20 protein-coding genes, 1 tRNA gene and 5 pseudogenes are annotated in these 25,936 nt (G+C 61.5%); 13 read left to right on the top strand and 13 right to left on the bottom strand.

All coding sequences use genetic code 11. The features are described from left to right. Positions 1 to 359: 359 nt before the first annotated feature. Positions 360 to 705 (top strand): annotated as a pseudogene (locus XCSCFBP4642_RS30090) (glycoside hydrolase family 6 protein); the annotation flags it as partial. A gap of 20 nt (positions 706 to 725) precedes the next feature. On the opposite strand, the gene XCSCFBP4642_RS0116245 reads toward XCSCFBP4642_RS30090, so the two are convergent. Further along, positions 726 to 1,688: an IS1595 family transposase gene (locus XCSCFBP4642_RS0116245; RefSeq protein ID WP_006448937.1), complete on the bottom strand. Its 963-nt coding sequence runs from the start codon at positions 1,686 to 1,688 to the stop codon at positions 726 to 728. A gap of 85 nt (positions 1,689 to 1,773) precedes the next feature. On the opposite strand from XCSCFBP4642_RS0116245, the pseudogene XCSCFBP4642_RS0116240 reads away from it, so the two are divergent. Further along, positions 1,774 to 3,288 (top strand): annotated as a pseudogene (locus XCSCFBP4642_RS0116240) (glycoside hydrolase family 6 protein); the annotation flags it as partial. 321 nt (positions 3,289 to 3,609) lie between these two features. On the opposite strand, the pseudogene XCSCFBP4642_RS27325 reads toward XCSCFBP4642_RS0116240, so the two are convergent. The 3 genes and pseudogenes from XCSCFBP4642_RS27325 to XCSCFBP4642_RS0116225 all read right to left on the bottom strand — a co-directional run. Beyond that, positions 3,610 to 3,935, bottom strand: a pseudogene (locus XCSCFBP4642_RS27325) (substrate-binding domain-containing protein); the annotation flags it as partial. A 69-nt stretch (positions 3,936 to 4,004) separates the two neighbouring features. Then, entirely contained in the window at positions 4,005 to 5,216 is a 1,212-nt protein-coding gene (locus XCSCFBP4642_RS0116230) for an EAL domain-containing protein (protein ID WP_029220487.1), read from the bottom strand. A 158-nt stretch (positions 5,217 to 5,374) separates the two neighbouring features. Then, positions 5,375 to 6,391 (bottom strand): IS30 family transposase, encoded by a 1,017-nt coding sequence (locus XCSCFBP4642_RS0116225; protein WP_029218148.1) that lies wholly within the window; start codon positions 6,389 to 6,391, stop codon positions 5,375 to 5,377. Positions 6,392 to 6,579: 188 nt separating this feature from the next. On the opposite strand from XCSCFBP4642_RS0116225, the pseudogene XCSCFBP4642_RS0116220 reads away from it, so the two are divergent. The 6 genes and pseudogenes from XCSCFBP4642_RS0116220 to XCSCFBP4642_RS25065 form a co-directional block, all read left to right on the top strand. Further along, positions 6,580 to 6,867: pseudogene (locus XCSCFBP4642_RS0116220) on the top strand (transposase); the annotation flags it as partial. A 298-nt stretch (positions 6,868 to 7,165) separates the two neighbouring features. Beyond that, positions 7,166 to 7,750 (top strand): hypothetical protein, encoded by a 585-nt coding sequence (locus tag XCSCFBP4642_RS27320; RefSeq protein WP_084624846.1) that lies wholly within the window; start codon positions 7,166 to 7,168, stop codon positions 7,748 to 7,750. Continuing rightward, positions 7,704 to 8,339 (top strand): hypothetical protein, encoded by a 636-nt coding sequence (locus XCSCFBP4642_RS0116215; RefSeq protein WP_029220714.1) that lies wholly within the window; start codon positions 7,704 to 7,706, stop codon positions 8,337 to 8,339. Before XCSCFBP4642_RS27320 ends, XCSCFBP4642_RS0116215 begins: the two co-directional genes overlap by 47 nt. 181 nt (positions 8,340 to 8,520) lie before the next feature. Next, positions 8,521 to 8,862 (top strand): annotated as a pseudogene (locus XCSCFBP4642_RS30815) (hypothetical protein); the annotation flags it as partial. Positions 8,863 to 8,880: 18 nt separating this feature from the next. Then, positions 8,881 to 9,273, top strand: a complete 393-nt coding sequence (locus tag XCSCFBP4642_RS27315) for a YadA family autotransporter adhesin (protein WP_152527285.1) — start codon at positions 8,881 to 8,883, stop codon at positions 9,271 to 9,273. 114 nt (positions 9,274 to 9,387) lie between these two features. Further along, on the top strand, positions 9,388 to 10,239 hold the full coding sequence (locus tag XCSCFBP4642_RS25065) for a CDP-diacylglycerol diphosphatase (RefSeq protein WP_228325809.1): 852 nt from the start codon (positions 9,388 to 9,390) through the stop codon (positions 10,237 to 10,239). 59 nt (positions 10,240 to 10,298) lie between these two features. On the opposite strand, the gene XCSCFBP4642_RS0116205 is transcribed toward XCSCFBP4642_RS25065, so the two are convergent. The 5 genes from XCSCFBP4642_RS0116205 to XCSCFBP4642_RS0116185 all read right to left on the bottom strand — a co-directional run bounded on the left by XCSCFBP4642_RS0116205 (position 10,299) and on the right by XCSCFBP4642_RS0116185 (position 14,644). Then, complete coding sequence (locus XCSCFBP4642_RS0116205; protein ID WP_029220712.1) at positions 10,299 to 11,354, bottom strand: LacI family DNA-binding transcriptional regulator; 1,056 nt, start codon at positions 11,352 to 11,354, stop codon at positions 10,299 to 10,301. A 51-nt stretch (positions 11,355 to 11,405) separates the two neighbouring features. After that, entirely contained in the window at positions 11,406 to 12,824 is a 1,419-nt protein-coding gene (locus XCSCFBP4642_RS0116200; RefSeq protein ID WP_029220711.1) for a M28 family peptidase, read from the bottom strand. A gap of 111 nt (positions 12,825 to 12,935) precedes the next feature. Beyond that, on the bottom strand, positions 12,936 to 13,367 hold the full coding sequence (mscL, locus tag XCSCFBP4642_RS0116195) for a large-conductance mechanosensitive channel protein MscL (protein WP_029220710.1): 432 nt from the start codon (positions 13,365 to 13,367) through the stop codon (positions 12,936 to 12,938). A gap of 62 nt (positions 13,368 to 13,429) precedes the next feature. Then, on the bottom strand, positions 13,430 to 14,143 hold the full coding sequence (locus XCSCFBP4642_RS0116190; RefSeq protein WP_029220709.1) for a fumarylacetoacetate hydrolase family protein: 714 nt from the start codon (positions 14,141 to 14,143) through the stop codon (positions 13,430 to 13,432). 225 nt (positions 14,144 to 14,368) lie between these two features. Beyond that, complete coding sequence (locus XCSCFBP4642_RS0116185; protein ID WP_029220708.1) at positions 14,369 to 14,644, bottom strand: hypothetical protein; 276 nt, start codon at positions 14,642 to 14,644, stop codon at positions 14,369 to 14,371. Positions 14,645 to 14,895: 251 nt separating this feature from the next. On the opposite strand from XCSCFBP4642_RS0116185, the gene XCSCFBP4642_RS0116180 reads away from it, so the two are divergent. Then, positions 14,896 to 15,237 carry a Rieske (2Fe-2S) protein gene (locus XCSCFBP4642_RS0116180; protein ID WP_029220707.1) on the top strand — a complete coding sequence of 114 codons (342 nt, stop codon included), beginning with the start codon at positions 14,896 to 14,898 and terminating at the stop codon, positions 15,235 to 15,237. A gap of 111 nt (positions 15,238 to 15,348) precedes the next feature. Here the strand turns inward: XCSCFBP4642_RS0116180 and XCSCFBP4642_RS0116175 are convergent, their stop codons facing one another. The 4 genes from XCSCFBP4642_RS0116175 to thiS form a co-directional block, all read right to left on the bottom strand. Next, entirely contained in the window at positions 15,349 to 17,211 is a 1,863-nt protein-coding gene (locus tag XCSCFBP4642_RS0116175; RefSeq protein WP_029220706.1) for an SLC13 family permease, read from the bottom strand. A gap of 75 nt (positions 17,212 to 17,286) precedes the next feature. Continuing rightward, positions 17,287 to 18,045 carry a tRNA (guanosine(46)-N7)-methyltransferase TrmB gene (trmB, locus tag XCSCFBP4642_RS0116170; protein ID WP_029220705.1) on the bottom strand — a complete coding sequence of 253 codons (759 nt, stop codon included), beginning with the start codon at positions 18,043 to 18,045 and terminating at the stop codon, positions 17,287 to 17,289. 250 nt (positions 18,046 to 18,295) lie between these two features. Beyond that, entirely contained in the window at positions 18,296 to 19,090 is a 795-nt protein-coding gene (locus XCSCFBP4642_RS0116165) for a thiazole synthase (RefSeq protein ID WP_029220704.1), read from the bottom strand. A gap of 359 nt (positions 19,091 to 19,449) precedes the next feature. Continuing rightward, a complete protein-coding gene (gene thiS, locus XCSCFBP4642_RS0116155) occupies positions 19,450 to 19,650 on the bottom strand; it encodes a sulfur carrier protein ThiS (RefSeq protein WP_029220702.1) in 201 nt (66 codons plus the stop codon). 188 nt (positions 19,651 to 19,838) lie between these two features. On the opposite strand from thiS, the gene XCSCFBP4642_RS0116150 reads away from it, so the two are divergent. From XCSCFBP4642_RS0116150 to XCSCFBP4642_RS0116135, 4 genes are all read left to right on the top strand, one after another. Then, positions 19,839 to 21,623 (top strand): autotransporter domain-containing esterase, encoded by a 1,785-nt coding sequence (locus tag XCSCFBP4642_RS0116150; protein ID WP_029220701.1) that lies wholly within the window; start codon positions 19,839 to 19,841, stop codon positions 21,621 to 21,623. A gap of 237 nt (positions 21,624 to 21,860) precedes the next feature. Beyond that, positions 21,861 to 21,934 (top strand) — tRNA-Gly (locus XCSCFBP4642_RS0116145). A 67-nt stretch (positions 21,935 to 22,001) separates the two neighbouring features. Continuing rightward, positions 22,002 to 23,564, top strand: coding sequence for a site-specific integrase (locus XCSCFBP4642_RS0116140; RefSeq protein WP_029220700.1), 1,563 nt, complete (start codon positions 22,002 to 22,004; stop codon positions 23,562 to 23,564). A gap of 1,400 nt (positions 23,565 to 24,964) precedes the next feature. Then, positions 24,965 to 25,927: an IS1595 family transposase gene (locus XCSCFBP4642_RS0116135; RefSeq protein ID WP_006448937.1), complete on the top strand. Its 963-nt coding sequence runs from the start codon at positions 24,965 to 24,967 to the stop codon at positions 25,925 to 25,927. Positions 25,928 to 25,936: the final 9 nt, after the last annotated feature.

The raw sequence follows: 25,936 nt of genomic DNA, 5'->3' as shown, positions 1-25,936 counted from the left end.
GCGATGCGGCCGTTTTTTGTGCGTAATGGCACATTCAATTGTGTCCTAATGCCTGCAGTTGAAATGTCGCCATGGACAGTGGCCGGATCTGTGCCCAACCGCAATATTTGACGATTGCTTATGGCTGATATGCGGCGTAGTTTCCGCATGGCGAACACACCACCCCGTTCGCAGGCACAGCATCCCATGCTGCTCGCTCATTCGCTCCCTGGAGATACTCCGAACATCGCAGAGGCAACCGTCGCAACGATTATCTCGACGCGACCGTGTTGGCCTCCAAGGAATCTGAGGTCTTAGGCGAATCGTCCCGGAATGCAGGCAGGCCAACGGCCTGGTGTCTGTCTGGGCGTCGCTGAATTATTGCAGCGCAACGACTCTTCGGCGGGACGCTGACGGAGCGTCATCGAGTGGCTCCAGACATCTCTGATGGGCGCTCTGAAAAAAGGACAACCGCAGGCCAAAAAAGGCAGTGCTGCAATGCGTGTCGATAAACACCATCCAATCATCAAGGTGAATCTCATGAAATCCAGCAAAGGCATCCGTCGTCACTTCAAGCGCACGATGGCGCTATCGCTGTTGGTAGTGAATCCGCTGTTCGTCGCGACGGTCTGCGCGCAGGTCCATGTCGATAATCCCTTCGTGGGCGCCACCGGCTATGTGAATCCGGATTACGCCAAGAAGGTCGATGCATCGATTGCAAAGGTGAACCTGATTAGCCCCGACTCTCAGCCATGAAAATTGCTCGCTGCACGTAAAACCGGCTCTGGGCATGGTGTGGATTGCATCATGGCCGTGGCAAGTCGTGGCAGCATCTCGCGCAAGCGGAATCGACGATTAAAACGATAGGCCGCTTCTCCCAGGTAACGCCTTGCGTATTTGCCTTGCGCGATGGCGTGATACACGCCACTGATGGCGCGTTTGAGATTGCCCAGCACCACGTTGAGCCAACGTGCACCGGCCGTTTCGGTCGCGGCACGACCACCGCCAGTGTCCAGCGTGGTGTGCGCGTGGCCGGCGTCTTCTAGCCGGCGGAAGCAGGCCAGCCCATCGGTGTAGACCTCGCATTCGGGCGCCAAGCGACGGGCAATCCAGTCCTGCAGCGAGGTGTTGTCGAAGCTGCGCACCGGCTCGATCACCACAAAGCGCGGCGCGGTGAAGGTGGCATCGGTCTGCACCGCAATCAGGAACGCTTGTTTGTTCTCCGATCCGCGTCCGGCCTTGCCACCGTTACGCTCGCCGCCGAGATAGGCATCGTCGATCTGCACGAAACCCGCCAGTTTCCGCATGGATTCGCGCTCGGCCATAACCTGCATGATCTTGTGTTTCATCCGCCAGGCCGTCTTGTAGTTGACGCCCAGATGCCGCATCAACTCCAGCGCGGCCATGTTGGTTTTGGTCGAGGTCAGCAGGTGCAACGCCAGCATCCAGGTGCGCAGCGGCAGCTTGGTGCCTTCGAACATCGTGCCTGCAATCAGGCTGGTCTGATGCCGGCACGCGCTGCATTGGTAGTAGATCGCAGCACCCCGCTTGAAACGCGAGCGCACGCGTCCGGCACAAACAGGGCAACGAAAGCCTTGCGGCCAGCGCCACTTGTAAAGCGCGCGATAGCACTTGGCTTCGGTGCCGTAGGACGCGAAGAACTCAGGCATCGACAATCCCGCTTGGAACTGCACGGCATTGATACTCATCACGCCACCTCGTTGGCTTCAGGTGACAGCAGCATCCACCCAGCGCGGCGCAGATCCTGCGACAGGCGGCTGATGGTCAGGGCTAATCAGGAAGGTGAAAGGCGTGCCGCTGAAGGCCAAAATGGGCGTGGTCAAGACCTATCCCACCGCGGTATGGCTGGATCGTATCGCCGCGATCAGTGGCGGCTCGCAGAACGCCGGGCGGCTGGGGCTGCGCGGCCACCTGGATGCCGCATTGGCGCAGAAAAAGGCCAATACGCCGATTACCGCCAGTTTCGTCATCTACGATCTGCCGGGCCGCGATTGCCATGCGTTGGCGTCCAACGGCGAGCTGCCGCTGACGCCGGCAGCGCTGGAGCGCTACAAGAAAGAATATATCGATGTGATTGCCGGGATCTTCGCCGATCCAAAGTACAAGGATATTCGCATCGTCAACGTGATCGAGCCGGACAGCCTGCCGAACCTGGTCACCAATTTGAATGACATGCGCTGCGCCCTGGCCAGTTCCACCGGCATTTACGAAGAGGGCATCAAGTACGCCCTCAATAAGCTGCATGCCATCCCCAATACCTACAATTATCTGGATATCGGTCACTCCGGGTGGTTGGGTTGGGACAGCAATCGCGGCCCATCGATTTCGCTGTATACCCGGGTCGTGCAGGGAACCAATTCCGGGTTGGCGAGCGTGGACGGGTTTGTCACCAATACCGCCAATACCACGCCGTTGAACGAGCCGAATCTTCCCAATCCCGAGCTGAGCATCAACGGGCAGCCGATCAAGTCGTCGAAATACTACGAATGGAATCCGTATTTCGACGAAACCGACTTTACCCAGGTGCTGTATAACGGCTTTGTCAGTGCAGGCTGGCCGAGCACGATCGGGTTTATTGTCGATACGGGCCGCAATGGCTGGGGTGGACCCAATCGCCCGATCGGTGCGTCCGGCAGCGATATCAATACCTATGTGAACTCTGGTCGTATCGACCGCCGCTTCCATCGCGGCAACTGGTGCAATCAAAAGGGTGCGGGGATCGGCGAATTGCCGACCGCGGCGCCGGGCCCGCATCTGGATGCCTATGCCTGGGTCAAGCCGCCGGGCGAATCCGACGGGTCCAGCTCCCTCATTCCGAACAATGAGGGCAAGGGCTTCGACCGGATGTGCGATCCCACCTACACTACGGCCGACGGCGTGTTGAGCGGAGCGTTCCCGGGCGCGCCTATTTCCGGCGCCTGGTTCCACAACCAGTTCGTCGAGCTGGTGAACAATGCGTACCCGGCGATTGCCACGGCCAGTGCCGCAGCCGTCGCGTCGACGACGCCACGCGTGGCACCGGATGCCACCCGTGGCCTCACCGCGATGGGCGGCGATGCCCGGGTCCGCCTCAGCTGGTCGCCGGTGGCAGGGGCGACTAGCTACACCGTGCAGCGGCGTGCCGGCAGCACGGGAACCTTCGTGACCGTCGACGCCAATGTGGCCTCTGCGTCCTACCTCGATCAGTCGGTCACCAATGGGTCCAGCTACGACTACGTGGTGAGCGCAAACGGCGTGGCAGGAACGAGCGCACCATCGGCGGTCGTGCGCGCGCGGCCAGGCAAGTGATGAGCTCGCAGGGTACCAGTACGGTGGTGCCCTGCGGCGGTGGCGGCTGGGCTGGCTGCGTGTCGGCCTGGTCGTTACCGTGTCGTTGATGCGCCATTCCATGGCGGCCACCTGGCCGCCATGGATGCGATGCAAGCGTGCGAGTACCAGCACTTGGTTCTTTGACGGCGTGTTCTGCCTGCGCAGCGCTCATCCCTGCAGCGGGATCTCAACGCGATACCACACGCGCTTGCCTGTCGACAAGCAGCGCGCTGAACTGGCGTACGCATTGCACGACCTAAGGTCGATCTTCGCCGGCGGCACCAGGCCCCGGAATCGCCCTTACCCAGCAGACGGCCCCGCCGTCGAGCCGCGCTTGACCACGGTGTACTTCATCACCTGATGCACGCCGGCGGCGGCATCGCCCTTGCGCCGTTGTCGAATGGCGTCTGCAAGCAACGACACAGCCGCCCGCCCCATTGCGGCCACCGGTTGATGCACGGTGGTGAGTTCGGGCCAGATGGTGGTGGCCACCGCGTATCGTCGAACCCGGCCACCGAGACGTCCTCGGGCACGCGTAATCCCAATCTGTGCGCAACGGCCGTGTAGGCGGCCATATCGTCGTTGCTGCAGAAGATCGCGGTCGGCGGTTGCGGGCGGGCGAGCAGGCCGAAGCGATAGTGATCTGTCGCAAGTCCCACGCCTGGCGACGGAGGATCATGGCCAGGCGGCTGAGGCTATGCAACTTGGCGTTGACGGAAGAGGCGGAGGTACTGACTTCTGGCAAGTGCCACCATTTCTGCGGGCTTTAGAGTCTCGCCTACAGATGAGCCCTGCAGATAATCGCACTGCATACTACGCATGCGTATTAGGTCTTCCTGAGTGTCGATTCCTTGGGCGATGACTTGCAGGCCCAGGGTGTGGGCAAGAGAGATCAGGTTATCGAGCATGACGTGTGTCGTCTTGAGTTCGCGTGCACGCTTGGTAATCAATGAGCCAATCGTCATGGCGCTGAACGGCGCGGATTTTGCAAGGTTCAATAACTCATGTGGTGTGCAGAGTTTATCGACGATGCAGTCGATGCCATTTGCGCGCAAATGCGCCACCGCAGCTTCCATGGTCCTTTGTTCGTCATGATCTGAAAGGTCGATCTTGAATGCGATCTGCCTGCAGGAAATGCCATCTTGCTGAATGCGTTTTATGAGGCTGTCAGCCCATTCGAGCGACGTGATGTGTCTGCCGGAAATGTTAATTATCAGTTGGAATGCACCGTAGCCGTCGATCTCTCGCATGATGCCGGCAGCTGAATTAAGCATGATATTGGTTAGTTTAGCTTCGAGATCGTGATCTTCCAGAATTTTAAAGAAATATTTATCTTTACGATCAATGTCGCTAAGTAATAGGTGTGGCCATTGCACCTTCATCTCGGCGCCAGCAAGTAAGCCCGAATCTGCGAAACGATATGGCTGGCATTTGATGGCTATGTCGCCAGCACGATGCGCGAGAAGGTCGCTCAGTTCGTTGAGTGCCGGAAAGTTGCTGTTTTTAACTTCAGAAGAGTGGTGACTCGTCTGTAGCATCAGATCGGCTATTTCGAAGGCCTGGACTGGATCATAAGAGAATTCAATCCTGATGCAGCGCCTGGTTCGTTCATTGCAGTATTTGCGAATCGAGTCTTTTATCTTTTGCTCTAAGATGCCGACAAAGAGGATGTTCCCTACAAAGTTGGTCTCTGCGATCATGTCCAAGAGCTGTGTTGGCGCTACGTCAAGAAACTGGGTTGATATAATTAAAAGATCGTATCGTTTATAGCCAAGTGCCGTCTTCAGGCTCGATCCCGAGTTGGCCACGACGACTGAGCATATGCCAAGGTTGTGTAGCGTTTCCCTGATGTGGCGGGTCTGCTGTTCGCTGCTGGATGCAATGAGGATATGGTCGAATCGAAGCAATTTATACTACTCCCGGCGGCATTGGTTTAGTAGTAAGGAGAGAGAGGAGGCTCAGTGGCGTTGATTATCAAGCACGTCATCTTCACTGCGAATCAGGGCTTGCTGAATTCCCCATGGGCCGATGCCTAAAAATTGCTCAAGAAGCACAGCTGGCGGTCTCAACTTGCAAGTGCAACACGTGAGTTGAATTGAGCGATCTCTTCTTCCAGCGCCTGGTTCGGCGTCTTCCAGCCAAGCGTCTGCCGTGGCCGGGCGTTCATCAGGTCGGCGACGTTGTTGAGATACTCCTGGCTCGCCTTGGACAAGTCCGCGCCTTTTGGCATGAACTGGCGCAGCAGGCCGTTGGTGTTCTCATTGCTGCCGCGCTGCCAGGGCGCATGTGGATCGGCGAACCAAAGATCGATGTTGAGCCGCTTCATCAGCTCTGGATAACACGTCATCTCGGTTCCGCGGTCATAGGTGAGGCTTCCCAGTAGGAAACGCGGCAGCTTCTTCATCTGTCGCGTGAAGCCCTCCAGCGCATCCTGTGCAGTACAGCCATCCATCTTGCACAGCACCACAAAGCGCGTCTTTCGCTCCACCAGCGTGCCTACGCACGAGCGGTTGAAAGCCCCTTTGATCAGGTCGCCTTCCCAGTGCCCAGGAATCAAGCGCTGCGCCACCTCTTCAGGCCGATGGACGATACGCAGCTCCTCCGGCACCCACGTGCGCTTGGCAGCGGTTGTACGGCGCAAGCCTCGCGTCGGCTTGTGCTGACGAAGCGCCTCCACAAGCTCTTTCTTCAAACCACCACGCGGATGCGCGTAGATAGCGGCGTAGATTGTTTCGTGACTCACGCGTTGACTTGGATCATCCGGATGCATGGCCTTGAGCTTGGCAGCAATTTGCTGGGGCGACCAACGATACAGAACCAAGTCGTCACGCACCTGCTGAAAGAGCGCACTGCCTTCAACAAGCCGGCGCCTTCGAACGCACGCTCTGCGGCGCAGCCGATAGTTGCTGGCTGCGCTGGTTGCCGCATAGACAGGTTCGCCCTGTCGCCTTATCTCGCGCGACAGGGTGGACGCACTGCGATTGAGTCGCCTTGCAATGGAGTTGATGCTCATTCCATTACCGAGTTCAATTTGAAGCAAAGCGCGTTCTTCGGAACCCAGGTGCCTGTACTGTGTGCCCATGCCGCTACCCTACGTCAAAGCGGGGTGTTGCATTTGGAAGTTGAGTCTAAGGCTTCCCGTTCTTGATTGATATGTTCTCCTGGATTTGTAGATCTAATGAGTTACTGGACTCTTGCATGCCTAGGGAAACTCTGAACAACCCATCCTGATCTGCCACAATCGATCAACGACCCGAGTGGACAATTTCGATGCAACTGACCTTCGGCGACGGGGAGTACAACGGCAAGCGCAAGCGGACGCGGGGTGAGGCGTTCTTGGCCGAGATGGACCAGGTCGTGCCGTGGAAGGATCTGCTGGCACTGATCGAGCCGCACTATCCGAAGTCTGGGCAGCCGGGGCGACAGCCGTATCGGCTGGAGACGATGCTGCGCATCCACTTTTTGCAGCAGTGGTACGCACTGAGCGATCCATCCGCGGAAGAAGCCCTCTACAACACGGTGTCGATGCGCCGTTTTGCCAAGATCGGCGGGTTGGACTCAGGGGGGGGATTTGGGCGGACGCCCATGTGAAGCGATCGAGAGCCTCTTTATGATTACCGAATCACCAATAGTGGTCTGGCTCAAGTCACAAGAGTGCCATCTTGGCGGATTGCTTTGTTCTTGGCTTGCCGGTCGAAGTCTGCTTGCTCATTCAGGGTCACGAGATTGGGCTGTGGCTGGGTGCGGAGATTGGTTATTGAGATCGCCTCGAGTGGTGAAATTTCGCTGCGGTTGGATATTGCCCTTATTGCCAACCTGAATTATGGGGCCTTTATAGATATAAGGTGTGGTTGCTATGGATCGTTCTACAGTAAATTTGATCAGGAATCGCAATCTCAAACCATGGGTGATCGCAATCAATTGCGCTTGCAAATCAATGATGCTTCTACCTATCTCGTGTGCTTTTTTGTATTCGGGTAATGTCGCGGCGCAGGCGTATAATGTCGGCGGAAATTATATTGCAATCGGCCACAATGCTGTAACCGGCGGTGGCGGGTCAATTGCGATAGGTGGTGACGTCAACAGCGCTGATGCTACATCGGCGTCGGGCGCTAGCTCAGTTGCAGTCGGCTACGGTGCGAGATCATCAGCCGCTAGGTCGGTTGCCGTGGGTTGGGCTAGTTCGGATTTAAACGCCGGCGACGTTGCGCTAGGAAATGAGTCTGTAACATCCACAGTTACCACGGTATCAGCTTTGACGATCGCTGGAAATACTTATAGTTTCGCTGGTGCAAGCCCGTTGAGTGCGGTGAGCGTGGGCGCATCGGGAAGCGAACGTGAGATTCAGAATATTGCTGCAGGAAGAATTATTGCGAATTCAACTGATGCAGTAAATGGATCGCAACTTTACGGTGCCATCAGTGAAATCACAAAAGTTTAGTAACGGCACCACGGGTGTCGTGCAGCGTGGTAATAGCACGACGGCTGAAGATGCGTTGGTGTTGACGTCCTCGTCCGGTTCGGCGGCCAGCCCGGGAGCGGCGCAGAAGCTGTCCAACCTTGCGGCAGGCAGCGTGGGCTCCGGCTCGACCGATGCGATCACTGGTGGGCAGCTGTATATCCAGCAGCAGAGTGTCAACAGCTACCTGGGTGGCGGGGCAAACATCGCAAGCAACATCGCGCCGTCCTATACGATCCAGAAGAACGTCTACAACGATGTCGGTTCGGCTTTTACTGCGTTGGACAATAAACTTACAGATTTATCTGGATCTGTCACAAGTGGGGGTAGTGGCGTCGTTCAGAGGGCGGAGGCATCCAACACACTGGTACTGACGGAGTCGGGTGGGTCGGTTGCAGACCCTGGAAGCACGCAACGATTGAGCAATCTCAGCGCCGGTGCTGTATCAGCTTCCTCCACAGATGCCATCAACGGTGCACAACTCTTTGCCATCAACCAACAGCTGAGCGAAACCAACGAGTCCCTGCTGGCCATGCAGGACGGGTTGGCTAGGGCAACGCTGATCAAGTAGTCGCAACGGCCAGCGAACTGGCCGATCCGGCTCATGACGCACTTGGATCTACGATCAGCCGTCCTTCCATGNACGGCATTGATACTCATCACGCCACCTCGTTGGCTTCAGGTGACAGCAGCATCCACCCAGCGCGGCGCAGATCCTGCGACAGGCGGCTGATGGTCAGGGCTAATCAGGAATATCTATCGGCGGTGGTGGACGCAGTGTATCGGGACAAGGCGCTAGTGCGGATGGCGCTGGTGCTGCGGCTTACGGCGATAATAGTAACGCTAGTGGCGCAGATGCTACCGCTATTGGTGAAAATACTATCGCTTCCGGCGACCAGTCCACTGCATCGGGTAGTGGTGCCCAGGCAACGGGAGACAAGGCGTCAGTCTATGGCGAATCGAGCGTCGCTTCTGGCGATAGCTCCACTGCTAGCGGTGCCGGTGCTATCGCTTCCGGCGCCAACACCACCGCAATCGGGGCGGGTTCCAATGCCAGTGCTGACAATAGTGTGGCGCTTGGCGCTGGTTCCGTTGCCGACAGGGAAAACACGGTGTCAGTTGGTTCGGCTAGCGGGGCACGCCAGATCACCAATGTCGCCGCCGGAACCCAGAGCACGGATGCAGTTAACCTCGGTCAGTTGAAGCAGGAAGTCAGCGACGCACAAGACTGGTCGCGCGGCTATATCGATGCGCGCGTCGATCGGGCAGACCGACATGCCAGCGGTGGCGTAGCGGCGGCGATGGCAATGGCGACCTTACCCCGGGCATATCAGCCTGGTCAGAACGCTGCAGGGTTTGCACTGAGTTCTTTTCGAGGCGAGCAGGCGATAGCGCTAGGTGTTTCGAAGATCAGTGAGAGCGGTCGTTACCTGCTCAATATCAATGCAAGCACCAATACTAGCGGCGATGCAGGTGTCGCGGTCGGCGCGGGTATTGTTTGGTGAGTAGGGTGAGCTGCAGGCGATAGCGCGTTGCCGCTGTTGTCAAGAAGGGCCGGGCAGGCACCGTTCGCGGTGCCTGCTTCTTCGTAAGATTTGGTAGCAGGAACTATGGTAAAGATGGTGCGACAACCACTGGAATGGTGGGCAGGCGTTGCGTTGGTTGCGATACTGCTGTGTATTTTCGGAACGATGGTCTATCTGACAAAGATCGGAACATTGTGGCGGACCATCAGTGAGCAGTGCGTGCCGGGGTTTTTGCACGGCAATAATCCGGCGCCATGCCTGGTGGTGAATCCTGAGCGCGATTACGTGGTATTGCGATCCCCAGCTGGCCCGCTTCATTTGCTATTTGTGCCGCTTACAAGAACATTGGGTTCGAATGCGCCATGGCTGAATGCATCGAATAATCCTGATTACTTCAAGTTCGCATGGCAGGCGCGTGATTTGTTGTCAAAGGAGTCGGGAAAGACGATTCCCGACACTGCCGTCGCGTTGACATTCGATGCGTATGGGTGGGGTACGCAGGATCAACTGCATCTGCACCTGGCCTGCCTACGTCCGGAGGTCCGGAATGTGTTGCATACGTTGGGGTTGGCGCTGCGCAGCGATCGCTGGATCGAGTATCGGATGTTGGGGCATGGCTACTGGTTGCGTGCGGTAAGCGCCGAAGAGTTTGCTGCCGGAAATGTGTTGCAGCAGATCTCGCATGAGGCGCCGGTTGGGACCGGTGGGCTGAATCACAGCGGAGTTGCGCTTGCCAAGCTGCAGGATGGTCGTTTCGTGGTGGCTGTGCTGCCGCGTGTTCTGTTTGGTCCGGATGCAAGCAGTGGAGCGGCCAGCGAAATGCAAGATTTCAGCTGTGTCACGTTCCCCACACAGGAACCGCCCCCTCGGCGCTCAGCTTCGAAGCTGTTGAAGACTGCTCAAAATGTTCATCTGGCGCGTCGGCAGCACCTGCCCCCGTCCTAAGGAAGTATTTCCAAGCTTTCATGTTGTCTGGACGACGGGGCATATTCCCTGTCAGGCCTTCATGCTTCCGGCAGCGGCGCAGCCGTCGAACCACGTTTGACTACGGTGTATTTCATGATCTGGTGCACGCCTTGGGCAGCATCACCCTTGCGCCGTTGGCGAATGGCGTCTGCAAGCAACGACACAGCCGCCCGCCCCATTGCGGCCACCGGTTGATGCACGGTGGTGAGTTCGGGCCAGATGGTGGTGGCCACCGGCGTATCGTCGAACCCGGCCACCGAGACGTCCTCGGGCACGCGTAATCCCAATCCGTGCGCAACGGCGACCGCGGCGGCGGCCATATCGTCGTTGCTGCAGAAGATCGCGGTCGGCGGCTGCGAACGGGCGAGCAGGCTGCGTGCGGCCAGCAGGCCGGAGCGATAGGTGAACAGTCCATCGGCGATCAGGTCGTCGGCAAGCGCTAGCCCGGCGGCTTGCAGGCTGTCGGCATAGCCGTTGGCGCGCAGTGCGCTTGGGGTATGTTTCGGATCGCCCTTGATCAGCGCAATCCGGCGATGACCGAGTTCGATCAAGAGATCGACGATGGCGCGTGCGGCCTGGTAATCGTCGATGCGCACCGAGCTGATCTGCGCCATCGGCGCGCCGCTGGCCACGGCCACCACCGGAATCCCGCGTGCGTCCAGTTCGGCGATGGTCTGACGCGAATCGCACAGTGGCGGCGGCAGGATCACGCCGTCCACGCCTGCCGCCAGCAGACGTTCGGTGGCGGCGCGCTGGCTGCGGATGGCGCCGCATTTTTCCACCAGTACCTGGCTGCCATTGAGGCTGCTCTGTTCGAGCAGCCCCAGCATGAATTGATTGAGATAGGCCGCGCTCGGGTTGCTGTACAGCACGCCGATCCGTAGCAGGCCGCTGGTACGTAATGAGCGGCCGGCCAGATTGGGCCGGTAGCCCAACGCCTGCACCGATGCTTCCACCCGTGCCCGCATGTCGTGGCCGACATGCGGGTGCCGGTTGATGACGCGCGATGCGGTCATCGGCGATACACCGGCGTGTTTGGCAACGTCCAGCAAGGTCGCCGCATTGTTCGCACTGCGTTGCCGCTTGGCCACCATCGTGTGTGCTCGTCCTGGAGTAGAAGCGCAAGCGTACGACGCGGTGCCAGCTTACTCGTTCGGCGGCTGCACGGCGCTGGCGCGGCTGCCGAAATCGCCATCGGCTTCGGCAGCCAGATACGCGAACACGGTGTAGGCGGCCACGTTTTGCGCGAGCGCCTTCGGGTCGATCTTGTCCAGCGTGTCGTCGGCGGTGTGGTGCAGGTCGAAATAGTCAGTGCCATCCTGCGCCAGCCACGCCCAGGCGCCACCCTTGGCGGAAATCGGCCCGACATCTGGGCCGGGGCCGCCCTTGCTCGGTGCGTACTCGATGCCCAGCGGGGCCAACACCTCGGCAATCTGCCTGGTCGCCGCGCGCGAGTCGTCCGGCGCCGCGGAGCCGGTGTTGAACGCGTAGATGCGCCCGGCGCCGAAGTCGCTCTCCGCGCCGATCTGATGCAGCGCCATGTCCTTGGCGTCCTTGCCGTGCACCGCGGCATACGCCTTGCCGCCGTACAGACCTTGCTCCTCGTTGGCGAAGGCCACCACGCGGATGCTGCGCTTGGGCGCCTGCTTGAGTTGCCCGATCAGGTGGCCGGCGGCCATGGTGATCGCCACGCCGGCGCCGTCGTCGATCGCGCCGGTGCCCAGATCCCACGAGTCCAGGTGCCCGCCGATCACCACCACTTCCTTGGGCTTGCTGCGCCCGGTGATCTCGCCAATCACGTTGTAGGAGGTCGCAGTACCGTCCCAGCCGCAATCCAGTGCCAGACGGATGCGCGTTGCACCCCGGGCAGCAAGGCGGGCCAGCTGGTTGGCATCGGGCACCGACAAGGCCGCCGCCGGCACCGGGGTAAGCCCTTCATCGAACCGGGTGATGCCGGTATGCGGCACGCGATGCGAATCGGTGCCGGCCGAGCGCATCACAAAGCCGATCGCGCCCTTGCGGATCGCTTCCGACGGCCCCTTGCTGCGCACCGCGCCGCCGTTGCCGTAATCCTTGCCGTCGCGCGCCTTGGTCATCTGGTAATCGACGAACGCGATCTTGCCGGCCAGCGAGCCGGCCGGTGCGGCCTGCAGTGCGGCCAGGTTTTCGAAGCGCACCACCTCGCCTTCGACGGTACCGCCCGGGCTGCCGCCCAGTGCGGTGATGGTCAGCGGTTGCGCATGCGCGCCAAGCACGGCGGCGCGCTCGTTGCGGCGTTCCCACTTGGGAAAGGTCACCGGCTCGGTCCACACCTTGTCAAAGCCCAGTGACTGGAACTTGGCTGTTGCCCAGGCCACGGCACGCGGATCGGCTTCCCCGCCGGCAATGCGCGGGCCCACTTCGGTGGTCAGCGATTCCACCACCGCAAAACCGGTGCTGTCGGCCAGCGCCTGCTCGCGCAGGTGCGCGGCGGTGCGCAGCGCGCTGTCGGGAATGGTGGTCTGTGCGGCACAGGCGGACGAGCAGGCGAGCAGGGCGGAGATGGCAACAGCGAGGCGACGCATGCAGGGCGGCTCCAGACGGCAAAGGGAACCCCGAGCTTATCAGTGCAAGGTCCCCCGTCTGCGTGCGAAGGGTCATCCTTTTTGCGCGAAGCGGGCAACGGATGGGCCCGGTCAGGGCGTGGTCGGCGGCTTGAGCGTGTCGTTCTTGAGCGAGTCGCGGATCTCGCGCAGCAACAGCACTTCTTCGCTCGGGCCCTTCGGCGCATCCGGCTTGCGATGGGTCACGCGGTTGATCAACTTGACCACCAGGAAGATGGCGAAGGCAATGATCACAAACTGCACCACGGTGTTGATGAAATCGCCATAGCCGATCGCCACGGCCGGAATTTCCTTGCCGGTGGCATCGATGCCGGCCGGTTTGAGTACCCATGCCAGCCGCGAGAAATCCACGTTTCCGACTGCCCAGCCGATCGGCGGCATGATGATCTTTTCCACCAGCGCGGTGACGATCTTGCCGAATGCCGCGCCGATGACCACACCGACCGCAAGATCGATGACGTTGCCACGCATCGCGAATTGCTTGAACTCGCTGACCATTCCCATAGTGCTCTCCAAATGCGGTTTGCGGACCCACTGCCGCTATGCCGAGCGTAGCCCGGCGAATGTCAGCCGGCGATGATGCCGTGGCGTTCGGCTACGTTTTCCAGGCGCGCACTGAACTGATCGCCCGGCAGCAACGGCCCGACGCCGGCCGGCGTGCCCATGAAGATCAGATCGCCCGCGCGCAATGCGTAGAGTTTGGACAGCTCGTGCAGGATTTCCGGCACGTTCCAGATCATCTGATCCAGCAGCGATTGCTGACGCACCTGTCCGTTGACTTCCAGCGACAGGTTCAACGCCTCCAGCGCGCCCACTTCGCCGGCGTGCACCAGCTCGCTGATCGGGGCGGAATGATCGAACCCCTTGGCGATATCCCACGGCAGCCCCTTGGCCTTGGCGGCGGACTGCAGGTCGCGACGGGTCAGGTCCAGGCCGACGCCGTAGCCATAGATCAGGCCTTCGGCCTGCTCCACCGGCAACTCACCGGCCGGCGCATCGCTGCCCAACGCTACCACCAGCTCCACTTCGTGATGCAACTCGTTGGTAGCGGGTGGGTAGGGGATGTGGTCGCCATGACCGACCACGATGGCGTCTGCGGGCTTCATGAAGAAGGTCGGCTGCCCACGTTCGGCCTTGGAAGCCGGCGCGCTGGCGCCCATCTCGCGGGCATGGTCGGCAAAGTTGCGACCGACACAATAGATGCGGTGCACCGGAAACGTACCGCCGCCAACCACCGGAATGCGCGGAACGCCGGTGGCGGGAATCACATCGTGGGTCATGCACGCATCCTCGAACAGGGGACGCGTGAGTCTAGCCGCTACGCGGTGTACGACGGAACCTTCGCTGCTGAAGCGCCAGAGGTCTCATCAGCCGGTTGCGCGCCGCCGGATGGTCAGACAGGCGCCCAAACGCAGATCGGCATGTGCGACCACATGCCGATGGGTGCTGTGCAGGTGTGGAGCCGGGCGCAGGGCGCCGCCAGGATGCAGCGGCAGTGCAGGTGCTCAGTGCGACATCGGCAGCGCGGGCTTGCGCACCACGCGGTACTCGGCCTCGACCACCCGCGTCTGCGGCGACGGACGTCGGTTCGACTTGCTCAACAGCTTCCAGGCGATGCCGCCCAGGATCATCGCCGCGCCAACGAACACGCTGAAGACGATCAGCACCGCCAGAATGGCCAGGCCTGCGAGGCCCGCTGCAACGCGCACCAACGGATGGCGCGGCTTGCGTGGCGCAAACAGGTGATGGAGATTGCCGAATTGGAAGATGCGTGCAGGCATGGCGATGGGCTGCCGGGCAGGAAACAAGCGCGCAGTATCGTTGCGGTTTCATGTCATTGAGTGAAAAGTTCGTTAATTCCATGCGCGTCGTGTTAAGCGCATCACGCCGCGTGTGCTGACCGAAGACTGCCGTAGGCGCCTGTTTCCATAGCCACACCCTGCGGTGGCACACATACGCCAGCCGCATCGCGCAGGCGTGGCAGGGCGCGCATGCCACAATCGGCGGCCCGTTCCCGACTCCGCCTTGGCCCATGTCCTCGTCCTTACCCACCACGCTTGCCAGCCTGGCGCAGATTCCCGATGCCGGATTCCTGGAGGTGGAAGCGACCTGGGAGGAGGCCTGCGAATCGCTGGTGCTGTACCGCGAGGGTGCGCAGGTCCGTGCCTGGTTGAATGTCTGCCCGCATGCCGGCAGGCGGCTGGACTGGGCGCCAGGGCAGTTCCTCAAGACCAAGGAGGGGCATCTGGTCTGCGCCGCACATGGCGCTGCCTTCGAACTGACCGCCGGCGAATGCATCAGTGGCCCATGTCGCGGCCAATCGCTGGTGGCGGTGCCGGTACGCGTCGATGGCCAACAGGTGGTGTTGGGATAACTGCGGTCGATAGCGCGGCAGCGCAGCACACAGCCGCTGCCGTCTATTCCGCGTCGACCTTGATGGCTTGATCGATACGCCGCGCAACCTCAGGCCTCACCGCGCCTGCGCTCAGCGTGCGGCCCACCAGAACATCAGGTTGATCACCGACACCATCACCACGATGTAGATCAGCGACAGCGGCGCGCCCACGCGCCACAGTTCGCGCGGTTGATAGTTGGCCGGGCCGGCCACCATCGAGATCACCGGGTTGGAGGCGGTCATCAGGTTGTTGGAGGCCGACAACGCCACGATCAGCGCAAACGCAGTGGGATTGCCGTTGGCCGCCAATGCCAGGTTGACCGCAATCGGCACCATCACGATGGTCGCGCCGACGTGGCTGATCACCAAGGAAAATGCCGTGGTCAGCAGTGCCAGGCTGATTTCCAGCGCCCACACCGGGACGCCTTCGGGCAGGCGGTCGATGGTGTGGCCTGCGACCCAGGCCGCGGTGCCACTGCTGTCCATTGCCCAGCCCAGCGGAATCAGCCCGGCCATCATGAAGATGGTCTTCCAGTTGATCGAGGCGTAGGCCTCGTCCATGCGCAGCACGCCGCTGACCAGCATGCAGGCCACGCCGGTCATCAGCGTCAGCGCCACCGGCAGGCGCGAGGTCAGCGCAATCAGGATGGTGAAAGCGAAGATCGCCATGGCGATCTTGAACTTGTGCGGGCGCTGCTCGCCTTTCGGGAAGTCGGTGACCGGCACGAAATCGCGGCTTTCCGCTGCCTGCGCCAGATCCTGCCAGATGCTGTGGAACACCAGCATGTCGCCGGCGCGCAAGGGCACGCTGCGCACGTCCTCGCGGATCACCTGCTTGTCGCGATTGATGGCAAGCAGGCTGATGCCGGCCTGCTTGCGCAGCCGCAGCTCGCCGGCGCTCTTGCCGATCAACCGCGAGTTGGGCGGGATCACCGCTTCGGAAATGCCTGCAAGGCTGGGGTTGAACAGGTCGCCCAGGTTGCGTAGCCGCGAGGACATGCGCAGGAAATGGTTCTGCGCAAAGTCGGCGACCTCCTGCCGCTGGCCCATCGCACCCAGCACACTGCCGACCCAGATGCGCATGTCCGCTGGCGGCGCAAGCCGGGTGTCGTTGCCGGTTTTCAGCGCCAGCAGCAGCGGGGCGTCGTGAATGGCCTCGGCTTCGCCCAGGGTCATGCCGACCAGCGGGCTTTCGGCGGTCACGGTGAGCTCGAACACATCGCCATCGATGCCATAGGTCTTGGCGAAATAGCTTTCGGTGCGCGAGGGGGTGACCCCTTCGTTGATCAGGCGCTCTTCTTCGATCAGCTTGCGGTCGCCGTAGAAGCGGAAGTACAGCAGTGCGGCGATCAGCAAGGCCACGCCGATCGGCAGCGGCGCGAACATCGTCAACGGCTCGATGCTGGCCATGCCCGAGGGAAGGTTGTTGTTGGCCGACACCAGCAGGTCGTTGAGCAGGATCAACGGCGAATTGCCCACCATGGTGAGCGCACCGCCCATCACGATGGCCGCGGCGATCGGCAACAACATGCGCTGCAGGGTGAGCCCGGTGCGCGCGGCCAGCCGCGAGGCGACCGGCAGGTACAAGGCCATCACCGACGGGTTCTGCATGAACGATGAGTTCAAGCCGGAGATGGCCAGCGTCATCATCATCAGGCGCTGCTCGCTGCCGTGCGACCGCCGCAACAGCCAGCTGGCCAACCGGTTCAACGCGCCGGTGCGCTCCAGCCCCGCGCCAAGGATGGTGGTGGCGATGATGCTCATCACCGCATTACCGGAAAAACCGCCGAACAGTTCTTCCGGCGCCACCAGCCCGGTGACGCCGAGCACCACCAGCACGATCAACGCCACCACATCGGCACGGATGCGCTCGAACAAAAACATCGCCATCGTGAAACCGACCAGCCCGAGGACGAGCTTCATGTCGTTGGTCAGCGTCAGCGCGGTGTCCATTGGGGGCCGGGATTCGTGATTCGGGAGTGGGGATTGGTTGAGCTGCTGCGGCGTCGAGTGTGCGGGACGGCGCCGTTACGAATCCCCAATCTCGATTCCCGACTCCCGGTCATAAACCAGATCCCACACACCGTGCCCAAGCTTCTGGCCGCGGGTTTCGAAGTGGGTCTGCGGGCGCCAGGCGGGGCGTTCGACCTGGCCGCGCGGGCCGGCGCGGTTGACCAGGCCGTCGGTGGCGTCGAGCACGTCCCACATCTGTTCGGCGTAGTCGGCCCAGTCGGTAGCGGCATGCAGGCGGCCACCATCGCGCAGCTTGCGCACCAGCAACTGCGCAAACGCCGGCTGGATCAGGCGGCGCTTGTTGTGGCGCTTCTTGTGCCACGGGTCGGGAAAGTAGATGCGCACTTCATCCAGGGCACCATCGGCAATCTCATGTTCCAGCACTTCCACCGCGTCATGGTGATACAGGCGTACATGCGTGCTGCCGTCTTCGTCCAGCGCGTTGAGCAGGCGGCCCACGCCGGGCGCATGTACCTCGATGCCGATGTAATCGCGGCTGGGATCGTGCTGGGCGGCAAAGCGCAAGGCGGCGCCATTGCCGAAACCGATCTCCAGCACCTTGGGCGCGTCGCGCCCGAATGCGGCATCCAGATCGCGCGGCGCGCCGGCATAGTCCAGCCCGAACCGCGGCCACAGTTCGTCGAAGGCGCGCTGCTGCGCGGGAGTGAAACGGCCCTGGCGCAACACGAAGCTGCGCACCTGGCGGCGCCCCGTTTCGATGGTGAAGGGTTTGGGCGGCATCTTGGCGCCGTCGCTGGTGAAAGGATCAGTCATGGATTAAGTCATCGGCGAAACGAAAGCCCCTCTCCCACCGGGGCGAGGAGGCACAGTTTGCGCGCCATGGGTGCGCGGGCCTGGGAGCGCCCGCGATGCAGGCGCGGGCCGGGGCGCGGAGCGGGGGTTGGGGTGAGGGTACGGCGTGAGGGGGCACTCGCAGCAACGCGCGATCTGGCAACGGTCATATCCGGCACGCCGCACTGCCAATCATTGCGCCTCGGCCGCAATGTCAACGCAGACCACCCACTCATCCAATCACGCCATCCACCGGGCTCGATGCCGAGGCATAGCGCTTGCGCGGAATCCGCCCGGCCAGGAACGCTTCGCGGCCGGCTTCGATCGCCTTGCGCATCGCGCTGGCCATCAGGATCGGATCGCGTGCGCCGGCAATGGCGGTGTTCATCAACACGCCGTCGCAGCCCAGCTCCATCGCAATCGCCGCATCGGAGGCGGTGCCCACGCCGGCATCGACGATGATCGGCACCTTGGCGTTTTCGATGATTTCCAGCAGGTTGTACTTGTTCTGGATGCCCAGGCCCGAGCCGATCGGCGCGGCCAGCGGCATCACCGCCACGCAGCCGATCTCTTCCAGCCGCTTGGCCAGGATCGGGTCGTCGGAGGTATAGACCATCACCTCGAAACCATCGACCACCAGCTGCTCGGCCGCCTTGAGCGTCTGCACCACGTCCGGGTATAGCGTCTTCTCGTCGCCGAGCACTTCGAGCTTGGTGAGGTTATGGCCATCCAGCAGCTCGCGCGCCAGGCGGCAGGTGCGCACCGCATCTTCGGCGGTGTAGCAGCCGGCAGTGTTGGGCAGCAGCGTGTAGCGATCCGGCGGCAGCACATCGAGCAGGCTGGGCGCGTTGGGGTCCTGGCCGATGTTCACGCGGCGGATTGCCACGGTCACGAGCTCGGCGGCAGCGGCCTCGGTGGCCAGACGGGTTTCGTCCAGATCCTTGAACTTGCCGGTGCCGGTCAGCAGGCGCGAACGGTAGCGTTTGCCGGCGATCAGCAACGCATCGGAGGGGGCGGGAGTGGTCATGGCGCAATTATCACCCATCACGCGCGGGTGCGTTGCTGCCGCGCGAGTGCGTGGTCAGGCTCAATCGTCACCGAAGGTCCTGGAACACACGACGTCGACGTAGTTGCCGCCGCGCCCCGCTGTGCTGCCCAGACGTTGGTGAGCCCCTCCAATGGAATAAAAAGCACGAGGTCCGCGGCTCCGACATCGGGCGCCAGTGCCCCGAGGGCGCCCTCGCGAATCGACAGGTACGCCCTGTCGAAAAACTGCCTCACGCCTGCGTGTGCGTTTGGCGCGGTGAGCTGGGTTGAGAACCAGTCGAGCTCGTAGCGGCCAGTGAGCGTGAAAAGTGGCACCGGTAGCGAGCCTGACCTGACAGGTCAGCCGCCGCCCAAGGCGTGCACGATCTCCACCACATCGCCCTCGTGCAGTGCGTGCTCGGCATGCCGCCCGCGCGACACGATTTCGCCGTTGACCTCCACCGCCACGCGGCGGTGTGCCAGGCCTTCCTGGTCCAGCAATGCGGCCAACGGTAGGTTGTCGGGCAGCGTACGCAGGCTGCCGTTGAGTTGAATGTTCATGTCATCATTGTCGCATCGCGTGCCGTTCGGGCGCGCGTTTTTGCGTTATGCGGCACTGCAGCGTGAGCACGGGCGGCGGGGATGAAACCATTGCCATTCGCCGGCGTACGTATGCAAGGCCGGTCCGGTCCCATCCACACCAAGCAGGCACTCCCATGGCTTCAACACTTCGCCCGATCCGCTCCCTGATGGCGATTGCCATCGCTATTGCGGCCACCCCGGCCATGGCCGAGTCGGCCTTCGACCGGACCGTGTTCTTCGGTGACAGCCTCACCGACAGTGGTTATTACAACCCGCTGCTGCCGGCCGCTTCGCGCGCTGTCACCGGCAAGTTCACCACCAACCCGGGCTGGGTGTGGGCCGAGTATGTAGCCGATCATTTCGGCACCAACGCTGCCCCGAACGGCAACGGCCAGACCGGCGACAACTACGCCGCCGGCGGCGCGCGCATCCAGGCCAGTTCGGTCAGCGCGCTGGGCGCGGCACCGTCGGTGACCAGCCAGATCACCACCTACCTCACCGCCAACGGCGGCCGCGCAGACCCCAATGCGCTGTACACCGTGTGGGGTGGTGCCAACGACCTGCTCGCCGCGGCTACTGTGCCGGCCCAGGCGCAGGCCATCATCGGCAGTGCGGTCACCGCCCAGGTCGGTGCCGTGGCCGCCTTGCAGAACGCCGGCGCACGGTACGTGATGGTGCCGACCATTCCGGATGTGGGCCTCACCCCGCGCTTCCGCGCTGGTGGCGCTGTGGGAATGGCCCAGGGCACCGGCGCTGCCACCGCCTACAACACCGCCTTGTTCAACGGCCTGCAGTCGGCCGGCCTGCGGGTGATTCCGGTCGATACCTTCCACATGCTGCAGGAAATCGTCGCCAACCCCGGCACCTACGGTTTCAGCAATGTCACCAGCACCGCCTGCAACCCGGCCGTGCCGCTGCCGGCCTGTAACCCGACCAGCCTGGTCGCCGCCAATGCGCAGAACACCTATGTGTTCGCCGACGGCATCCACCCGACCACCGCTGTGCACCAGATCCTGGGCCAGTACGCGATCTCGCTGCTGGAAGCGCCGCGTCTGCAGCAGGTGCTGACCCATTCCGCGCAGGCCGGCGGCCGCGCGCGCGCCGACCAGGTGGCCTGGCATCTGGACGGCAAGCCGGACGCCGATGGCCTGCGCTGGTGGGGGAGCGTGCGTGGCGACATGCAGCGTTACGACCACGCCGATCTGTATGACGGGATGGCGCCGGCCGGCCTGTTCGGTGTGGATTGGACTTCGGGCGACATGGTATTCGGTGGCTTTGCCGGTTTCGGTCGCATGGACGCCGACTTCGGTAACCGCAACGGCAGCTTCAAGCAGGACGACAGCACGCTGGGCGGTTTCTTTGGCTGGTACACCGGCCCGGTGTGGGTCAACGCCCAGGTCAGCTACAGCTGGCTGAGCTACGACGTGGACCGCGAAGTGCAGCTCGGGCCGGCCACCCGCGTGCACAGCGGCTCGCCGGACGGCAGCAATCTCACCGCCGCGCTCAACGCCGGGTATTCGCTGGGCGAAGGCAACGTCAAGTACGGCCCGGTGGCCGGCCTGACCTGGCAGAAGATCAAGCTCGACGGCTACACCGAAAGCAACGACAGCTCCACCGCGCTGGGCTACGCCAATCAGGACATCGACTCGCTGGTCGGCCGCGTCGGCTTCCAGGTGCGTCTGGACGGCGCCATGGTCAAGCCGTACCTGCAGGCGACCTACGACCACGAGTTCAAGGACGGCGGCGAAGCCAGCGCCTGGCTGCAGTCGATGCCGGAAGTGGGCATGTACACCGTTCCCGGCCAGAACTTCGACCGCAACTACGCCACCGTGGTGCTGGGCGCACGTACCGGCCTGTGGGGCCTGCAGAGCAACATCGGCCTGAGCACCACCACGGCCCAGCGCAGCGCCCGCGATGCCACGCTGTTCGTGAACGTCAGCGGCAGCTTCTGATCCACGCACCGCACATCACGCAGCATCCGCAAGACACGAGGGCCGGGCAACCGGCCCTCGTTGTGTGGATGGCGCAGATGCGGAGGGGGATCCAGGCGCACGGCGCCTGGCCGCCGACGGCAAGCCATGTCTCGGCATGGCCGGCCCCTTTGCCACGGCAACGAGCCAGTCATGCGGCGCATGTCACGCGCACATTGCGCCCGATGCCCGCACCCGCCTAAACTCTCCCCACGCCGTGCGGGCGTAGCTCAATGGTAGAGCTGTAGCTTCCCAAGCTACTGACGTGGGTTCGATTCCCATCGCCCGCTCCAGAGCTTCCGCCAAGTCTTTAAGTGATTGACTGGGCTGAAAATATCGGCCGATTGATGATTCCGAGCGATGCCCCTTGAGGTATCAATCGAGGTATCAATCTTGCCCAAGCCTCTGATGATGTCGCGCTCGGCCGGCCTGTATGCGCGCTTCTTTGTCCCTACCGATCTTCGAGCCATGATTGGCTCGCGTTACCTTGTCCGATCGCTGGGAAACCGTCGTGGGGACCACGCCAGGCTGGCGGCGGCCACGATGGGAATGGCACTATCGATTGCATTCGATGCCATGCGGAAAGGGATGACCGTGGATCTGGAAGAACTGCTGGAAAAGGTTCGCAGTGGGGACATCAAAGAGCTGACGCTGAAAGATGTGACGCTGCCGGACGGCACGCGCATCGCGCAGGCGCAGCTGGACAACCCCGCCGATGCCGCGATGTTCGGAGACCTGATGGAGCGGTCTCGCCGAGTGGAACCGGCCGAGGTTACGTCGGCGAGGGTGGTCAAGCGTCGGGAACAGTTGCGTAGCGCTAGCCAGGACCTTGCCAATCAAGCGCCCAACGCGCTGATGCTGTCCAAGGCGATGGCCGATCATTTGAGGGACTTGGCCGGGGCGCGCTTGCATCAGAAGACGGTCTTGGAGAGCCGTCACACCCTGCGCCTGTTTGCCGGGATCATCGGCAAGGACGTGCCCGTCGCGTCGCTGACCCAGGATCACGTGCGGGCCTTCTTTGAGGGCGTGCGTTACTGGCCGTCGAATGCCACCAAGCGGCCAGCCTATCGGGACCTGTCGGTGCCTGAGGTCATCAAGTTGGCGAAAAAGAACCAGGAGCCGGAGCCGGCGGCGTGGACCATGGCCAAGCACCGGCAACGTTTGAGCGTCTTTCTGGTGTCGCTGGTCGAGGGCAAGCACCTGGCGGTGAATCCGCTGGCGGGCATTCGTGCGATCGCCACCCCTGATTCGGAAGACACGGGCTCGCCTTTCACGGACGCCGAGTTGAAGGCGATCTTTGACCCGGTGGAGTTCCCGAAGTGGGCGTCGAAGTATCCGCATCGATGGTTCGGGCCGATCCTGGGCCTCTACTCAGGCGCTCGCGTCAATGAGATCGCGCAGCTCAGGCTGGAGGACATCGACACCATCGACGGCGTGCCCGGCTTCTTCGTCCGCAAGATCGGGAAGCAGCAGAGCATCAAGAACAAGCACAGCCGGCGGTTCATCCCGCTGGCCCAGCCGGTGATCGATTGCGGCTTCCTGACCTACGTGGAAGAGGCCCGACAGGCTGGAGTGGAGCGGCTATTCCCGGACCTGCCCAACTCGACCGGGCTGGGCTATGGGCGGCAGCTGAGCCGTCAGTTCTCGGTCTACATCAAGCGGCAAGGCGTCTCGGAGAAGGGGCAGGGATTCCACGGGTTCCGCCACACCATCGCTTCAAAGCTCGACGAGGCGGGGGTGTCTGCTTCGGCAATCGGGGCACTAACCGGGCACGGAACTGGTCAGACCGTGCTGGAGAAGTTCTACATCGATCGACGGAGCCTGCCGGACCGGGTGGCAACCCTTGCGAAGTTCAGTCCGCCTATCTTGCTTCCTGGTTACAGTTCAGGCCTTTTCAAAAAGCTGTGCGATAAAAAAAGGTAAAATTCAATTATGGATACATTGACGAGAGAGGAAGTAGTTTCGGCTAAAAGGGGGGTAATAGTCGTTCGCTACACTGTCTGCGATAGTTACGGTGAGCCTGTTCCTCACTTTATTCAGCCTTACGGACGGTTCATAGTCATTGATACCAATGGGCCGCCTCAGGTGCTAGCGCAAACGGACTCCCTCGACGAAGCTTGGGGATTCGTAAACGAAAGGGCAGATCTGGTGCCTGCCCAGCAGCCGTTGCCAAAAGAATTCCTGAGCAAGGCGTTTGCTCCAGGCGTCGCTGGGGATCCACCCATCGGCGACTTACACGGATCGATCGATATAGTCGGGGAGGATGGTGAGCCGACAAAGGATCAATTTGAGAACAGATGGGTCGCTGCCTCTGAACACGGGGACGGCGAGGATATGACCGGGCTTACCATCTTAGCCGGTTATCCATCACTGAAGTCACTGAACGAGGCATTGGCGGCTTCGACTTCAGCAAGCCTTGCTAAACCCCATGAGAGCCGTTATCGCCGGAGCTAGAATCCGGCGCCGCTCCATATGTTTTAGGAACAGCGCAGATATTCTGATGCTGCCACCTGGGGGTGATGGATGGGCCCCATGAGTAAATGTGTTCCTGCCAATGCGAAATCGCAATCTGGACGGCCCGATCTGCGTCCAGCTTTGCCTGCTCTGGGTCAACGCGCGCGAGGGACGTCAAAAAGGCCTGATTCCAAAATTCTTCGATTCTCATGTCGTTTGATTCGCTGCGATAGGTTTCGCTTCTTAAGGGAGCCTCTAAAAACCCCAGTATCCTGTCATCATTGACGTAATGCGATGCTAGCGGAGGGTGCTACAGATGATCAGTTTGTTCGCCGGTGAAGAACGTNTCGGCGAGCTGAGAGCTTGGCCAACCATGTCAGAGTGCTGATGTTTCGAAAGCATCGTCACCTCCATGCACGCGCTACATCGGCTCCGGCATGGTTATTCGAGGTGCCCTTAACAGACTAGGAAAGGATGTCAAGGATGGAGCAGATGTTTTAACTAACAAAGAAGCCCGGTATTGGCGCCGTCTCGCCTTTTCTTGCTGCGGTGCTTCGCACCTATCGCTGTCCGCCGCTGCTTGGTGGCTTTGGGTGGCCCAGCGTTAATGCAGTCTTGGGCTTAGCGAACTCAGGAGGGCGCAAAACCGTATCCTCTGCGCTTAGCGGGCAAGCGCGGCGAACAAACTGAACTCCATCATCAGTAACGCGGCCGACGATGACCAGGCTATCGTTAAGTCTCAGAACTCGGTCCTCCTTAAATTCACTACAAAATTTGTCCTGATTAGCCCTGACCATCAGCCGCCTGTCGCAGGATCTGCGCCGCGCTGGGTGGATGCTGCTGTCACCTGAAGCCAACGAGGTGGCGTGATGAGTATCAATGCCGTGCAGTTCCAAGCGGGATTGTCGATGCCTGAGTTCTTCGCGTCCTACGGCACCGAAGCCAAGTGCTATCGCGCGCTTTACAAGTGGCGCTGGCCGCAAGGCTTTCGTTGCCCTGTTTGTGCCGGACGCGTGCGCTCGCGTTTCAAGCGGGGTGCTGCGATCTACTACCAATGCAGCGCGTGCCGGCATCAGACCAGCCTGATTGCAGGCACGATGTTCGAAGGCACCAAGCTGCCGCTGCGCACCTGGATGCTGGCGTTGCACCTGCTGACCTCGACCAAAACCAACATGGCCGCGCTGGAGTTGATGCGGCATCTGGGCGTCAACTACAAGACGGCCTGGCGGATGAAACACAAGATCATGCAGGTTATGGCCGAGCGCGAATCCATGCGGAAACTGGCGGGTTTCGTGCAGATCGACGATGCCTATCTCGGCGGCGAGCGTAACGGTGGCAAGGCCGGACGCGGATCGGAGAACAAACAAGCGTTCCTGATTGCGGTGCAGACCGATGCCACCTTCACCGCGCCGCGCTTTGTGGTGATCGAGCCGGTGCGCAGCTTCGACAACACCTCGCTGCAGGACTGGATTGCCCGTCGCTTGGCGCCCGAATGCGAGGTCTACACCGATGGGCTGGCCTGCTTCCGCCGGCTAGAAGACGCCGGCCACGCGCACACCACGCTGGACACTGGCGGTGGTCGTGCCGCGACCGAAACGGCCGGTGCACGTTGGCTCAACGTGGTGCTGGGCAATCTCAAACGCGCCATCAGTGGCGTGTATCACGCCATCGCGCAAGGCAAATACGCAAGGCGTTACCTGGGAGAAGCGGCCTATCGTTTTAATCGTCGATTCCGCTTGCGCGAGATGCTGCCACGACTTGCCACGGCCATGATGCAATCCACACCATGCCCAGAGCCGGTTTTACGTGCAGCGAGCAATTTTCATGGCTGAGAGTCGGGG

It is taken from the genome of Xanthomonas cassavae CFBP 4642 (assembly GCF_000454545.1).
GTDB classification, from domain to species: domain Bacteria; phylum Pseudomonadota; class Gammaproteobacteria; order Xanthomonadales; family Xanthomonadaceae; genus Xanthomonas; species Xanthomonas cassavae.
The sequence above is the reverse complement of the archived record's forward strand: the minus strand, read 5'-3'. Positions and strand labels throughout refer to the sequence as shown.